The organism is Vogesella facilis, assembly GCF_042648525.1.
Lineage (GTDB): Bacteria > Pseudomonadota > Gammaproteobacteria > Burkholderiales > Chromobacteriaceae > Vogesella > Vogesella facilis.
In genome coordinates this window covers 198,144-212,487 of record NZ_JBHRXN010000011.1, presented here as the reverse complement: position 1 = coordinate 212,487, position 14,344 = coordinate 198,144, and the positions used below count along the sequence as shown (strand labels likewise).

At 67.9% G+C, this 14,344-nt stretch carries 10 protein-coding genes; 4 read left to right on the top strand and 6 right to left on the bottom strand.

The features are described 5' to 3' along the window. Window positions 1-13: 13 nt before the first annotated feature. The 3 genes from recB to recC are packed head-to-tail and all read right to left on the bottom strand — an operon-like array spanning window position 14 to window position 7,619. The gene (gene recB, locus ACFOLG_RS06400; RefSeq protein ID WP_386089751.1) at window positions 14-3,574 is read right to left on the bottom strand and encodes an exodeoxyribonuclease V subunit beta; all 3,561 of its coding nucleotides are present in this window, start codon (window positions 3,572-3,574) and stop codon (window positions 14-16) included. A 14-nt stretch (window positions 3,575-3,588) separates the two neighbouring features. Then, complete coding sequence (locus ACFOLG_RS06395) at window positions 3,589-4,437, bottom strand: GIY-YIG nuclease family protein (RefSeq protein ID WP_386089749.1); 849 nt, start codon at window positions 4,435-4,437, stop codon at window positions 3,589-3,591. Between the two features lie 5 nt (window positions 4,438-4,442). After that, window positions 4,443-7,619 (bottom strand): exodeoxyribonuclease V subunit gamma, encoded by a 3,177-nt coding sequence (recC, locus tag ACFOLG_RS06390; protein WP_386089746.1) that lies wholly within the window; start codon window positions 7,617-7,619, stop codon window positions 4,443-4,445. Between the two features lie 111 nt (window positions 7,620-7,730). Here recC and ACFOLG_RS06385 point away from each other — a divergent pair, with 111 nt between their 5' ends. Beyond that, complete coding sequence (locus ACFOLG_RS06385; RefSeq protein WP_386089744.1) at window positions 7,731-8,108, top strand: SirB2 family protein; 378 nt, start codon at window positions 7,731-7,733, stop codon at window positions 8,106-8,108. A 221-nt stretch (window positions 8,109-8,329) separates the two neighbouring features. On the opposite strand, the gene ACFOLG_RS06380 is transcribed toward ACFOLG_RS06385, so the two are convergent. The 3 genes from ACFOLG_RS06380 to ACFOLG_RS06370 form a co-directional block, all read right to left on the bottom strand. Then, complete coding sequence (locus ACFOLG_RS06380) at window positions 8,330-8,602, bottom strand: hypothetical protein (protein ID WP_386089742.1); 273 nt, start codon at window positions 8,600-8,602, stop codon at window positions 8,330-8,332. 246 nt (window positions 8,603-8,848) lie between these two features. Then, window positions 8,849-10,135, bottom strand: a complete 1,287-nt coding sequence (locus tag ACFOLG_RS06375; RefSeq protein ID WP_386089740.1) for an NAD(P)/FAD-dependent oxidoreductase — start codon at window positions 10,133-10,135, stop codon at window positions 8,849-8,851. Between the two features lie 249 nt (window positions 10,136-10,384). Next, entirely contained in the window at window positions 10,385-11,353 is a 969-nt protein-coding gene (locus ACFOLG_RS06370) for a LysR family transcriptional regulator (RefSeq protein ID WP_386089738.1), read from the bottom strand. Window positions 11,354-11,746: 393 nt separating this feature from the next. Between ACFOLG_RS06370 and ACFOLG_RS06365 the strand changes: the two genes are divergently transcribed. The 3 genes from ACFOLG_RS06365 to ACFOLG_RS06355 all read left to right on the top strand — a co-directional run. After that, a complete protein-coding gene (locus tag ACFOLG_RS06365; RefSeq protein ID WP_386089736.1) occupies window positions 11,747-12,418 on the top strand; it encodes a helix-turn-helix domain-containing protein in 672 nt (223 codons plus the stop codon). A gap of 98 nt (window positions 12,419-12,516) precedes the next feature. Then, window positions 12,517-13,689, top strand: coding sequence for an NAD(P)H-dependent flavin oxidoreductase (locus ACFOLG_RS06360; RefSeq protein WP_386089814.1), 1,173 nt, complete (start codon window positions 12,517-12,519; stop codon window positions 13,687-13,689). Window positions 13,690-13,797: 108 nt separating this feature from the next. Continuing rightward, the coding region (locus tag ACFOLG_RS06355; RefSeq protein WP_386089734.1) for an aldehyde dehydrogenase family protein at window positions 13,798-14,344 on the top strand (547 nt) is incomplete at its 3' end.

Sequence of the window (14,344 nt, the reverse complement as noted above, 5' to 3'; positions counted from 1 at the left end):
TCCAAAAACGTCATCACGCCCGCACCGCAAACAACCCGTCCAGCGCATCCAGCAGCGCCTCCGACGGCGCATCGCACCACACGCCGTTGCCGCTGCCGTCCACCCCGCGCAGGTAGAGGTAGCGCACGCCGCCCAGGTGCAGCTGCGGCGCGCGTTGCGCCAGGTAGCGGCGCAGCGCCACGCTGTAGATCAGGTATTGCAGGTAGTAGTGTTCGCGGGCGATGGAGGCGGCCAGCGCCGGCTGGCCATAGGCCGCGTAGCCGTCGCCCAGGTGGTTGGACTTGTAATCCACCAGCCACAGCGCATCGCCGGCGATGAAGGCCAGGTCGATGAAGCCTTTCAGATAGCCCTGCACCCGCTCGAAACTGAGCGTGGCGGCGGCAGCGCGCAGCGGCTCGGCCAGGCCGTTAGCCGGGTCGGCGAGAATGCGCTTGAGGGCCGGCAGGTTCAGGCCATCGGCCGGCAGGGTGAACTCCATCTCCACCCGCCTCCGCGCCGGCGGAATGTCCGCCAGCCGCACGCCGGGTGCGATCTCGCTGTTGATGCTGCTGGCCAGCATCGCAAGCGCCGCGTCCTGCCACAGCGGGTCGAAGCCGTGCTTCTGCAGCGCCTCCGCCACCGCTTGCGGCCAACCTTCCGGCCGGGTGAAGTCCACGCGCTCGAACATATCGTGCAGACAGGTACCGGCACGGGCGCCGCGCGGGAAGCTGAAGCGATCCCGCGCCAGCTCGGCATCCGGCTCCTGCAGCGGGCCGTGGTCGTGGTCCGGCGCCTCCGCTGCCGCCGGCAACGGCGCGCTGCCATGCAAATGACTGGTCAGATAGGTGAAGCTGCTGATGCGCCACGGCGTATACAGCGGGCGATCAACGCGCGCCAGCTGCGGCTGGAAGCCCGCCTGCTGCAAAGCCGGCAGCGGGTTGAGCGCCACATCCACTTCGCGGCAGGCCGCCGCGCCGGCGAGGCCGGTGGCAAAGGCAGCCAGGTCGGCGTGGATAACAGCATCGGACAGCTCGCCCTGCTCCAGCGCGGCCAGATCCGCCGCCGCGCCGCCGTGCAGCAGCCAGGACAGCGCCGCGGTCTGCATCTTCTGCACATGGCCCCACAGCAGATACTGGCGATGCTCGGCGCGGGTCAGCGCCACGTACAGCAGGCGCAGTTTCTCGGCCAGCATTTCACTGCGCGCCGCCTGCCGCGCCTCGTCGCTCACCAGTGCCTGCGGCGCCAGCCAGGAGGCATCGCCGTCGCGGTAGCGCCAGAAGGTGGTGTCGCGGCGCTCCAGCGCGCCGTCCCACAGGAAGGGGCAGAACACCAGCGGGTACTGCAGGCCCTTGGAAGTGTGGATGGTGACGATCTTCACCAGCTCGGCATCGCTTTCCAGCCGCAGCAATGCCTCCTCGCCGGCCGGCGGGCTGGCCACCTGGCCTTCGAACCACGCCAGCAGCGGGGCGATACCGGCCACGCGCTCGCTTTCCTGCTGCAGCAGCTCGGCCAGGTGACCGAGGTTGGTGAGCCGGCGTTCGCCGTCCGGCAGCGGCAGCAGCCGCGCCGCCAGCTGCTCGCGCGCCATGAAGCCGCGCCAAGCGGACATGAAGCCACGCTGCTGCCACTGTTTGTGATCCTGCTGGTTGGCCGCAAGCCGCACTTCCCACGCCGCCTCGTCCTCGGTCAGCGCCAGCAGTTGGGCGGCATTCAGCCCCACCAGCTCGCTGGCGCACAGCACCTTGAGCCGGCCCTCCGCCGCCGGCTCGGCCCAGGCGCGCAGCAACACCAGCAGCTCGCCGGCCTCGGCGCTGGCGAACACGCTTTCCTGCGTCAGCGCCACCGCCTGCACGCCACGGGCGGCCAGTGCCGCGCGCACCGCGTCGCCCTGGCGGTGGGTGGCCACCAGCACCGCCATGTCGCCGCCGGCCAGCGGCCGTGCCTGGCCGCCCTTCTCCAGCTGCGCCCTGCCGTCGCGCGCCAGCGCCAGCAGCCGTGCAATCTCGTGTGCGGTGGCCTCGGCGGCGTAGGCGGTGGCATCGCCCTTGTTGATGCCTTTGGGGTTGTCGCTGCCCGGGAAGGTGAGCAGGTTGAAGGCGGCATCGCCGTCGTCCAGCAGCAGCCGGCTGCCACCGGCCGGTGCCGCCGCCACCGGGTGGTAGCCGATGCCGTCCAGCAGGAAGGGCTGCGGCCGCGCGAACAGCCGGTTCACCGCGTCCACCAGCGGCTGCTGCGAGCGGCGGTTGGTGTCCAGCGTGTACTGGCGCTCGGCCGGCGCGTCGTCGCGCGCACTCAGGTAGGCAAAGATGTCGGCGCCGCGAAAGCTGTAGATCGCCTGCTTGGGGTCGCCCACCATGAACACCGGCCGCCCCTGCTGCACGAAGGCGCGGCGGAAGATGCGGTACTGCAGCGGGTCGGTATCCTGGAATTCGTCGATCAACGCGATGGCGAAATCGCCGGCGATGCGTGCGGCCAACCTTTGGCCGTGTTCGGCGTCGTCCAGCGCCGCGGCCAGGTCGGTGAGCAGGTCGTCGAAACCGCGGCTGCGGCTGGCGCGGCGCTGCTCCACCGCGTGGCGGTCTATCCACTGGATCAGCTGCAGCTTGAGGCCGGCAAGGTGGCGATCCAGCGCGGCGGCGTAGCGCTCCCACGCCGTCAGCCAGTCTTCCACCAGCCGGTACAGCCGGTGCTGCGGCGCGGTGGCGCCCTTACTGGCGCCGGCGTCGAGCTGGCTCTGGCCGAGCCGCCCCAGGTCCTTGGCCTGGCTGGACGACAGCTGCGGCAGGCTGGCATCGGCTGCCAGCAGCTGCAGCAGGCGCAGGTAGCGCTGGCACTGCGCCGGTTTGTAACTGGTCTGCTTCAGCCCCTGCGCCGCCAGCAGCAGCTCGCCGCCTTCGGCCAGCGCCGCACTGTCCGCCTGCAGCGGCGCCCAGGCCGCGGCGGCGGCATCGCGCAGCGCCAGCAGCTCGCCGCTGTCCAGGGCCGGCAGCTGCAGATAGGGCTTTGACAGATAGGGCCGCACCTCGGCCAGCCAGGCATCCGGGGTGTCGCCGTTTTCGGCCAGCACCTGCGCCAGCTGCGGCTGGCCCACGATGTGCTGGCGCCAGAAGTCATCCGCCAGCTGCTGCAGGTCGGCCTGCTTGTCCACCTCCAGCGTGGCGGCGAAGGTCTGGCCGCTGTCGAACGCCGCATCGGTGAGCACGCGCTGGCAGAAACCGTGGATGGTGTAGATGGCGGCGGCGTCGAAGCCGTTGATGGCGGCACGCAGCCGCTCGCGCGTCAGCGCCGGATCGCCTGCGGCCAACCTGTCGGCCAGCGCGCGCAGGAAACCGTCGCCGGTCTGCCCGCCGTCCAGCACCAGCGCCAGCTCCACCAGCCGCCGCCGCAAGCGCTCGCGCAGCTCGGCGGTAGCGGCCTTGGTGTAGGTAACCACCAAGAGCTTGTCCAGCGACGGCGGCGGCGAGCCATCCGGCGCGTCCTCCAGCAGCAGCCGGGTGTACAGCGCGGCGATGGTCCAGGTCTTGCCGGTACCGGCCGAGGCTTCGATCAGATTCACGCCCGCGAGCGGGCAGTTGAGGGCGTCGAGGGATTTCATCGCGTATCCGTTACTCAGTTTGCGTTCAGACCGAAATCGCGGCTACCGAGTTTGGTCTTATAGAGATTTTCTACCGCGATCACTTCTCGCGACGGCAGGTCGCGCGGCAAGGTCCGCAATACGGAAAAGCGGAAGTGTCGTGCATGAGCAGCATCGGCGTGCAGCAGCTCCACCAGCTGCTTGTTGTCGCCATGACCGTTGGCCGCATACTGCTTCCAGCGACCGAGAATGCCCTCCTGCCCATAGGCCGAACCTACATATTGCTTGCCAGTGCTGCCATCGACGATCAGATAGACCCCGGCGACCGCAGACAACATCTGGTGCCAGCGGCGGTTGGCCAGCGGGTGCGCGATAATTTCGCGCAGCTCATGGTGGCTAAGCACCAAATCGAGATAACCGGGAAACTCGCTGACATACCCGGCCGGCAGCACCTCGACTACTTCTTTGTCCTTGTCGTTTGCCCATTGATGCCAGGCCAGCGCCGAACGCCCCCAGTCGATTACCACACGCCCGGCCAGTGAACGAAAACGCTCATCGGGCTGCAGCTCATAAAGGTAGGGCCATGGGCCGTCTGCAGCCGGCAGCAGAAAATCAGCCGGCCAGTGCGGCTCGGCCCGCAGTTCGACGCCAGCCACGCGGTACACGCCGACAAACGTCGCCAGCGTGCCTTCGCCACCGATAAACGAGACGATCTGGTCGCAACCGTCAAATACCGGTTGCGACTGTGTTGCCTGGTAGATATCCAGTTGCCCGTGACGGTAAAGGTAGGCCAGATCGATAGTCCGGTCCTTGTGGCGGACAAACTTGATCCGGTCATCAAAGGCCATCCCCAGCGCGGACAGCAGGCTTTTAATTGTCAGCATCGTTCTCAGCCGTTACGGCTATCGAGGGCGGCGACCAGCGGCCGCAGCAGGGTATCGGCCAGCTGGGTGAACAGCGGGTCGGACAGTGGCTCCAGGTGGCGGAAGGCCAGCAGGTTGGCCGCATCCTGGCTTTGCGGCGCGCTGAAGTCGCCGACGAAATCCGGGTCCCACTCCGCCTGCGCTTTCTTCATTTCCTCGCCCGGCTTGGCGCGGGCATAGGCCAGCGAGGTGCGGGCGAACAGCGGCAGCGGCTGGCGCTGGCCCTGCAGGTAGCGCGCCAGCCAGGCGGCCAGCAGCGCGGGCGCTTCCAGCGGCATGCCCTCCCCGTCCGCCGCGCCGAAGCCGTGCACGCCGTCGTCGGCGTACAGCCGGCTGTCCGCCGCCACGCCGGGCACCGCTGCGGCCAACCTGATCAGGTGCTCCAGCCACAGGCGGATGATTTCGGTGGCGTAGGCCTTGCGCGGCACCACACGCTGCAGCCCTTCCGGGCGCAGGCCGGCCTGCTCACCCAGCAGGGTGACGCCGCCGATGTCCAGCCGCACCGGCTGCGGCGGCAGCGGCGCGGACAGCAGGCTCTGCGGCAGGCGGCTGGCGAAGCGGGCGCTGGCGGCGCGTTCCTGCGTCAGGCAGGCGTCGCCCAGCGCGGCATCCGGCAGCAGCCCCTGCCCCTGCAGCCGCGCTTCGGCCACGCGCAGCGGTTTGCCGGCCAGCATGGCCTGCACCAGGGTGTCGCGCACTTCGCCACGGCTGTCGCGCTCGATGCTGAACGGCTCGCGCCCCGGCAGTTCGTCGGCCAGCCGCTCCAGCTTCAGCCCCAGCCTGTCCGCCAGCCAGGCGCGCACCGGGTTCTGCCAGAAGCGCAAGAAGTCGGCGATGTGCACCACCAGCGGTGGCGGGGAATCCAGTTCGGCAGCAAACGGCTGCGGCGTGGCCGGTGGCTGCAGCAGTGCGTCGGCCCACAGCGGCTCGTAGCTGGGCAGCGTGCCGTCGTAGTAGCGGCGCGAGAACGGCTGCAGCGGGTGGCGGGTGGTGATGGCGGCGCGGATGTCGCCGCCGCGCATCGCCGCCAGCGTATCCAGCAGCTCGGCCACCAGCGGCGACGGCGGCAGCGGCTCGTCGCTGCGCACGCTGCGGCCAACCCAGCTCAGGTACAGGGTGTCGCGGGCGGAGAGGATGGCTTCCAGGAACAGGTAGCGGTCGTCGAAGCGGCGCGAGCGGTCGCCCTTTTTCGGGTGCCGCGCCACCAGGTCAAAGCTCACCGGGCGCTCGTCGCGCGGGTAGGCGCCGTCGTTCATGCCCACCAGGCACAGTACGCGGAACGGGATGGAGCGCATCGGCACCATGGCGCAGAAGGTGAGGCCGCCGGTGAGGAAGCCGCCGCTGGAGGACATTTCCAGCTGGCGCAGCACCGCGTCGCGCACCACCGGCAGCGGCACGCTGCCGTCGAAGCCGGCCAGCGCGGCATCGGCGGCCAGTTCGTCGGCAATCTGGTGCAGCAGCTGCAGCGCCGCCTCGCCGTCTTCGTCCACCTGGAACAGCTGTGCGGCGGCGTTGCGCAGGCGCTCGGCCCAGTCGGCGATGGACGCCGGCTGCGCCCACAGCCGCGCCAGGCCATCCAGCTGTTCGAACAGCGCCGCCAGGCTGGCCAGCCGCGCGGCCACCTGGCCCTGGGCGGCGCTGTCCGGCAGCAGGCCGCCGAACAGCGGCATGCCGTCGCCGGCGAGGCCGGCCGGCAGCACCGTGCCCAGCAGCAGGCGGTCCAGCCCCCAGCGCCAGGTATGTGCCGCTTCGTCCGGCAGCCCCAGTTCCGCCTTGTGGGCGGCATCGCGCCCCCAGCGGATGCCGGCGCCGCGCACCCAGTCGGTGAGCAGGGTCACGTCTTCGTCGCGCAGGCCGAAGCGCTCCAGCAGCGGCTGGCAATCCAGCAGCGCCAGCACGTCGGCGGCGGCAAAGCGCGAGTCGGCCAGTTCCAGCACCGCGCCGAAGGTGGCCAGCAGCGGCACTTCGCGCGCGATGCGGCGGTCGGCAATGCTGTAGGGAATGGACGGCGCATCGGCGCGGTAGCCGAACACCGCATCGATATACGGTGCGTAGCTGTTGATATCCGGCGTCAGCACCGCGATATCGGCCGGGGTGAGCGTGGCATCCGCGGCCAGCATCGCCAGCAGCTGGTCCTTGAGCACTTCCAGCTCGCGCATCGGGCTGTGCGCGATGTGGCAGACGATGGAGCACTCGTCTGCCGGTGGCACAAGGTTGGCCGCAGGCGCCGCCAGCTGCAGGATGTCGCGCTGCAGCCGCGGCAGCAGTGTATTGCCCTCCGGCGCCACGAAGGCGGATACCGGCTCATGGATGCCGCCGGCGATTTCGTCGAAGAAGTCGCGCCCCTGCTGCCCCAGCGAGGCCAGCAGCGGGTGGCCGCTGTCGGCCTGCTCGCCGTGGGCGAACAGCTTGAGCTGGCCGCGGGCGTCGACAATGTCGCCCCAGTAGGCTTCGCTGGGGTTGAGCAGGAACACGTTGACCTCGGTGAGCTCGGCCATGCGCTTGAGCAGCGCCAGGTACATCGGCGCCAGGGTGGCGATGCCGAATACCGACACCCGCTGCGGCAGGTGCTCGCGGCGCAACGCGGCAAAGAAGTCGTCCAGCATCGCCACGCGGTGGCGACCGGGCACACTGGCGGCCAGCTGCTGCCACAGCGCCGCCTGCCAGGCTTCGTCCTCGCCCAGGTCCAGCCGCTGGCCGGCCTGCCAGGCACGTATCCATTCCGGGCGGAACACCAGGTATTGGTCGTAGATGTCGGCGATCTTGCCGGCCAGTTCGTGGCAGGCCAGCGCGCCGCCCTGCAGGTAGCGCGTCAGCGGGGTGAACGGCTCGCCGTGCAGGGTGGGCAGCAGCGCCATCAGCCGCCAGGTGAGCACCTCGGGCGCGAAGGCGGACTTGGGCGGCAGCTCCGGCAGCACGGTTTTCATCAGCCGCCAGCCAAAGCCGGCCGGCAGCACGAACTCCATATTCGCCGCCAGCCCGCGCGCGCGCGCCAGCTGCAAGGTGAGCCAGCGCCCCATGCCGCGGCTTTGCACCATCACCACTTCCGGCGCGAACGGATCGTCCAGCGGGCTGTCAGTCAGGTGGCGGTAGAGGATGCCCAGCGCTTCCAGGCGGTTGGATTGATACAGGTTGAGCGGCATGGCGCGATGATGGCGTAGTCATCAGGACACGGCAGTTTAGCATTCCACCGTTGCACGCCGAGCCGCTATCATCCGTGGCGGCGCCCAGCGCCATCATTTCTAGGGGAACACATGGATTACCAGACGCTGAAACACACCCACGCCGGCCTCGCCTACCTGTCGGTGACGCTGTTCGCGCTGCGCGCGGCGCTGTCCTACCTGAAACCGGCGCTGCTGCAGAGCAAGCTGCTGCGCATCGCGCCGCACGTGGTGGACAGCGGCCTGCTGGCTGCCGCCATCACCCTGGCAGTGTGGGCCGGGCTGTCGCCGCTGGAGCAGCCGTGGCTGGCCGCCAAGATCGTGGCGCTGATCGCCTATATCATGCTGGGTACGCTGGGGCTGAAGCGGCTGCAGGGCTCGCCGCTGCGCGGGCCGGTGCTGCTGCTGGCGCTGGCGATGCCGATCTACATCATCGCGGTAGCGAAGACCAAGATGGTGTGGCCGTTCTGAGAATCTGCTTACGATCTGCTGCGCGTCGGCGTACGGTGTTGAGTGCGACTCGGCAATGCGCATCGACTGCATGTCGATTCCGCACCCCTCAGTTTTCGCCTGGTCTCGCCCTAGCTGGCGCGAGCGTAAACAGCTTCTACAACCAGCCCTTAGCAACAAGTTGGCCGCACGCCTGATAGGCATGCGGCCAACTTGTCACCCCCCGCGACTACGCGCGGCGATCAGCGCTGTTCGGAGACAGTGATTTCGATGCCGCCGGTCCACTTGGCGGCCAGGTTATACAGCCAGGCGGCAATCAGGGTGCCGAGGAAGCCCAGCACCGCATACAGCAGCGGCAGGGCGATCAGCATCATGCCCGACGGTGCATGCTCGCCCGGCGCCAGCAGCAGCACCGGCACCATGATCAGCAGCATCGGCAGGGAAATCAGGAAATACAGCACCGCCAGGGTCTTGGCCGATTGCAGCGGCGAAATCTTGCTCAGTCGTTTCTTCATGCTTAGCCTCTTCATGATGCCGCGCAGGCATCCATCGCATTGAAAATGGTCCTCACTGGGACCGGCCAGGACATTAGCATTTCCAAATGGCATTTTGAAGTGCGCCGCGCACAAAAAAAAGCGGCCGGTTCGCAGTGAACCGGCCCCAATGGACAATAGCAGGTCAAACTCACAAGTCGGCAGCGCCCCCCGGTGCTGCCATCTTGCTTTCGGTAGCGCGCCAGCTGTGGCTGGCGCGGCAATACTTTACACGCCCAGGCGGTCGCGCATGCCGTACCACCAGGCGCCCATGGTCAGCATCGGCACGCGGAAGATGCGGCCACCCGGGAACGGGTAGTGCGGCAGGCTGGCGAAGGCGTCGAAGCGCTCGCGCTGACCGCGGATGGCCTCGGCGATGATGCGGCCGGCCAGGTGGGTGTAGGTGACGCCGTGGCCGCTGCAGCCCTGCGAGTAGTAGATGTTGCTGTCGATGCGGCCAACCTGCGGCAGGCGTGACAGGGTCAGCGAGAAGTTGCCGGTCCAGCCGAACTCGATCTTGACGTCTGCCAGCTGCGGGAAGGTCTTCAGCAGCTTGGGGCGCACCAGGCGTTCGATTGCACCCGGATCGCGCGCGCCGTACACGGTGCCGCCGCCGTACAGCAGGCGGTTGTCGCCGGTGAGGCGGTAGTAATCCAGCAGGAAATTGCAGTCTTCCACGCAGTTGTCGCCCGGCAGCAGGCTCTTGGCCAGCGCCGGGTCCAGCCGCTCGGTGGTCACCACCTGGGTGCCGCACGGCAGGGTTTTTTCCGCCAGCTGCGGAATCAGCTTGCCCAGGTAGGCATTGCCGGCCACCACCACGGTGTCGGCCACCACCTCGCCGTGCGCGGTCTTCACCGTCGCCGGCTTGCCCTTCACCACGTCCACCACCGCGGACTGTTCGAAGATCTGCCCGCCCAGTGATTCGAAGGCGGCGGCCTCGCCCAGCACCAGGTTCAGCGGGTGGATGTGGCCGCCCCAGGTATCCAGCAGCGCGCCGGCGTACTGCTCGCTGGACACGATGTCCTTCATGCCGGCGCGGTCCACCAGCTTGAGGCCGCTGTGGCCGTAACGCTCCCACAGTGCCTTCTTGGCGGCCAGTTCGTCCAGCTGCTTCTGGGTGAAGGCGGCGAACACGTTGCCGTCCTTCAGATCGCACTGGATGTCGTACTTGGCGATGCGTTCGCGGATGATCTTGCCGCCTTCGAACGCCATGGCACCCAGCTGGCGCGCAGTGTCGGCGCCGTGGCGCGCCTCGATCACGTCGATGTCGCGGCTGTAGCTGTTGACGATCTGGCCGCCGTTGCGGCCGGAGGCGCCCCAGCCGACGCGGGCGGCTTCCAGTACCACCACCTTGAAGCCGGCTTCGGCCAGGTGCAGCGCGGTGGAGATGCCGGTATAGCCGGCGCCGATCACGCAGACATCGGCACGCAGGCTGCCACGCAGCGCCGGACGCTGCGGCGACGGGTTGGCCGAGTAGGCGTAGTAGGACCCGGTGTGTTCGATAGTCTGGCTCATGACAGCTCCTCGTATTATTTCTTAAACATTGCAGCGCAGCATCGCGCATTTGTCAGTGCATTATGCGTCAAACGATATCACACGTCTAATATGTTAAACATAGCTGACGTAAAAAAACCCGCCGCGGCGGGTAACTGCGCTGGTCGGCGCGGTGTGGCCGGCTAGCGGTTGCGGCCAACCTTGGCCGCCAATGCAACAGGGCCCGGCATGGCCGGGCCCTGGGCTGCTGCCGCCGCGAGCGCGGCCGGCTTACAGCTCGTGCGCTTCGCCCAGCGCGGCACGCTTGGCGGAGAGGTCCAGCCCCGGCAGGTCGGCGACGATGTCCGGGTGCTCCACCAGTTTCTCCACCACGAAATCGACGAACACGCGGGTACGCGGCGCGATGTGGTCGCGGTGCGGGAAGCAGATGTAGATCGAGCGCTCCATCGACACGAAGTCGGTCAGCACCGCCTCCAGCCGGCCGCTGCGCACATCGTTCAGCACCTCGTGCCCCGGCAGCTGCGCCACGCCCAGCCCCAGGCGCGCCAGCTCCAGCACCGCGTCCACGTCGTTGACGGTGTAGGTGCCGGACACTTCCAGCGGGATGCGCTCGCCGCTGCGTTCGAACTCCCACTTGTACAGCCGGCCGGAGGTGGGGAACTGGAAGTTGATGCAGTCGTGCGCCGACAGTTCTTCCGGGTTGCGCGGCTTGCCGTGCTCCTCCCAGTAGCTTGGCGCCGCCACCACGTATTGCGGAATGTGCGCCAGGTGGCGCGCCACCATGCGGCTGTCCGGCATCATGCCCACCCGCACGCCCACGTCGTAACCGTCTTCGATCAGGTCGCTAAAATGGTCGTCCATGCCGAAAAACACGCGGATCTTCGGGTACAGGGTACAAAATTCTTCCATCAGCGGCAGGATGAAGCGGCGGCCGAAGGCATTGGGCAGGCTGATGCGCAGATGGCCGGCCGGCTCGTCGCGGCTGGCCTTCAGCTGCTGGATGGCGGAATCGAGATTGTTCACCGGGCCGCGGCACTGCGCGTAGAAGCGGCGGCCGTCCTCGGTCAGCGTCAGCTGGCGGGTGGTGCGGTTGAACAGCCGCACTTCCAGTTCCTGCTCCAGGCGGGCAATGCTCTGGCTGACGGCCGCCGGCGACACCCCCAGCTTGCGGGCCGCATCGGAAAAGCTGCCGTTCTCGGCAGTGGTCATGAAGACCATCAGGGCTTTTAAAGTATCCATCGGTTTATCTCGCGAAGGACCCGACCACGGCGTTGGCTGTTCAGGTCATTTGAAAACACAACAAGTGCAAAACCGCAGGCGGCTTACAGATTCTTTGTCAAATATAAGTGAAAAAGGTTTTTGCTTAAAGATATTTATGGACTACCTGATAAATGCGAAGCGCCTAAACGGCTCAAAGAGTTAACCCGCCCGCCAACCGGCCTTCCGGCCAGTTTGCAAAGTGATGCCGATTTGCAACAACCGTTGGCCGCTGCCAGCCTCATTTTGCGTTGAGCCCGCAGCGCAGGCGATGGCAGCCATGAGCATAGCTCATGGCTTGGCGAAATCCGGTTGGGCCGCTCCCGGTGCTTCGCTAAGATAGCCGCTCACAACAACCATACAGAGGAGCACACGGTGACAAAAGGGATCCCCTTTGCCTGTGGCACAGTCTCCAGCGGCCTGACACACACCCAGTTGTGCACCCTGCTGCAATGGATCCAGCAACTGCCGCAGCTGGGCTGCGAGCAGGAACTGCAGCGCTATCTGGACGTGCTGGCCGAAGAAAGCGGCGCCAGCACCCTGCAAATTCATCATGGCCCGGTCGCCAGCCAGGGCTGGCTGGGCACGCCGCGCCGCTTCTGTGCCGGCGTGGTGGCGCTGCCGCTGGGCGGCACCCCGGCCTGCAGCGGCCTGGGGCTGGGCCCCGAGGTGCAGTTCTTTGCCGCCGAGGCCGGCGAAGCGGTGGCCTGCCTGGCGCTGCACTGCGACGGCCACCTGAGCCTGCTGCAGGTGGACCAGGCGCTGCCGGCGGCGGAACTGCGCATGCTGGGCAGCCTGTTGCCGCACCTGCACCGCACCCTGCAGCGCATCACCCCGGCCGGCAACGGCAGCAACCCGCTGTCGCACCGCGAACGCGACATCTTCTACTGGATGATGCACGGCAAGACCAACTGGGAAATCGCCACCATCCTCGACATCAGCGAGCGCACGGTGAAGTTCCATGCGGCCAACATCATCCGCAAGCTGGACGCCAACAACCGCATCCATGCCATCGTGCTGGGCCTGCAGAAAGGCCTCGCCGCCTGATGTCCCAGCCGCCCCCGGCTTGACCACGGTCAACGCCGGGGGGCGCGTCCCTGCCGACAATCCAGCCTTTGTTTTTTTACGCTGGAACCGGCATGGCCATTTCCCACTCGTTTTCCCCGCTGACCATCCGCGGCCGCCAGTTGTTGCCCATCGTGCAGGGCGGCATGGGCGTCGGCATTTCCGCCAAGCGCCTGGCCGGTGCGGTGGCGCGCCAGGGCGGCGTCGGCACCATCGCCAGCGTCGACCTGCGCCACCTGCACCCTGACCTGCTGGCCGATGCGGCCAACCTGCAGGGCCAGGACGCTATCAACCGCCTGAACCGCATCGCGCTGGATCGCGAAGTGCGCGCCGCGCTGGCCGCCGCCGACGGCCACGGCCTGGTGGCGGTAAACGTGATGAAGGCGGTGGACGACCACGCCGCGCTGGTGCGCCAGGCCTGCGAATCCGGCGCGCACGCGGTGGTGATGGGCGCCGGCCTGCCGCTGGACCTGCCGGAAATGACCGCCGAGCACCCGGAGGTGGCGCTGATCCCCATCCTGTCGGAAGCGCGCGGCATCGGCATCGTGCTCAAGCGCTGGATGAAAAAGGGCCGCCTGCCCGATGCCATCGTCATCGAGCATCCCAACCATGCCGGTGGCCACCTCGGCGCCGCCAGCATCGCCGGGGTGGCGGACGGCAAGTTCGACTTCCAGCGCGTGCTGACGGAAACCTTCGAGCTGTTCCACAGCCTGGGGCTGGCGCGCGAGCGCATCCCGCTGATCGTGGCCGGCGGCGTCAACAGCTACCAGAAGGTGCACACCTATCTGGCCGAGTACGGCGCCAGCGGCGTGCAGATCGGCACCGCCTTCGCGGTGACCGAGGAAGGCGATGCCCACATCGACTTCAAGCGCACCCTGGCCGGGGCCAAGCAGGAAGACATCGTGGAATTCATGTCGGTGGCCGGCCTGCCGGCGCGCGGCATCCTCACCCCGTTCCTGAAAAGCTACCTCAAGCGCGAAGACAAGCTGCAGGCCAATGCCAAGGCCGATCCGGCGCGCTGCACCCAGGCGCTGAACTGCCTGTCGGTGTGCGGGCTGCGCGACGGCCTGGCCAAGGTCGGCCAGTTCTGCATCGATCTCAAGCTGGCCGCCGCCTTCCGCGGCGAAGTCAGCAAGGGGCTGTTCTTCCGCGGCAGCGAGCCGCTGCCGTTCGGCGACGCCATCAAGAGCGTGCAGGAAACCATTCATTACTTCCTGTCCGGCGAAAAACCGCTGGATCTGCGCGGCGCCTGAGCCGTCTGCCCGCCGATGCGGCCAACCCTGCGGCATGGTCAGGGTTGGCCGCATTTGTTACAGTCGATAATCCTGTAACCGCCCCGCTACCCTGCCCGTTACGCCGCCATGAACGCCTTCACCAGCTGCAACCCCGCCTCCGGCGAAGTGGTCTTCACCCGCCCCGCCCTCGATGCCGACTGTCTGCCCCCGATCTTCGCCAGCCTGCGCCAGGCGCAGCACCGCTGGTCGCGGCTGGATACCGCCGCGCGCGCCGAGCACCTGCTGCGCCTGGCCGACGCGCTGGCGGCGCAGCGCCACGCGCTGGCGGAGCTGGTATCGCTGGAAGTGGGCAAGCTGCTGCGCGAATGCCTGGCCGAAATCGACAAATCGGTGCAGCTGATCCGCTACTACGCCGAGCTGGCGCCGCGCCTCTTGGCGCCGCAGGCCATCGCCACTGGCGCCAGCAAGAGCGGCGTGGCGTTCGAACCGCTGGGGCTGGTGCTGGCCATCATGCCGTGGAACTACCCGGTGTGGCAGGTGCTGCGCTTCGCGGTGCCGGCGCTGATGGCCGGTAACGCCTGCCTGGTGAAGCCGGCGCCATCGGTGCCGCAGTGCACCGCGCTGCTGCTGGACATCGTGCGCGCGGCCGGGCTGGAGGTGCTGGAGGTGGCGT

Excerpts from the sequence above, each read along its gene's own strand:
- ACFOLG_RS06380 (WP_386089742.1), bottom strand. The coding sequence starts at position 8,602 with ATGAAGAAACGACTGAGCAAGATTTCGCCGCTGCAATCGGCCAAGACC.
- ACFOLG_RS06375 (WP_386089740.1), bottom strand. The coding sequence starts at position 10,135 with ATGAGCCAGACTATCGAACACACCGGGTCCTACTACGCCTACTCGGCC.
- ACFOLG_RS06395 (WP_386089749.1), bottom strand. The coding sequence starts at position 4,437 with ATGCTGACAATTAAAAGCCTGCTGTCCGCGCTGGGGATGGCCTTTGAT.
- ACFOLG_RS06370 (WP_386089738.1), bottom strand. The coding sequence starts at position 11,353 with ATGGATACTTTAAAAGCCCTGATGGTCTTCATGACCACTGCCGAGAAC.
- ACFOLG_RS06385 (WP_386089744.1), top strand. The coding sequence starts at position 7,731 with ATGGATTACCAGACGCTGAAACACACCCACGCCGGCCTCGCCTACCTG.
- recB (WP_386089751.1), bottom strand. The coding sequence starts at position 3,574 with ATGAAATCCCTCGACGCCCTCAACTGCCCGCTCGCGGGCGTGAATCTG.
- recC (WP_386089746.1), bottom strand. The coding sequence starts at position 7,619 with ATGCCGCTCAACCTGTATCAATCCAACCGCCTGGAAGCGCTGGGCATC.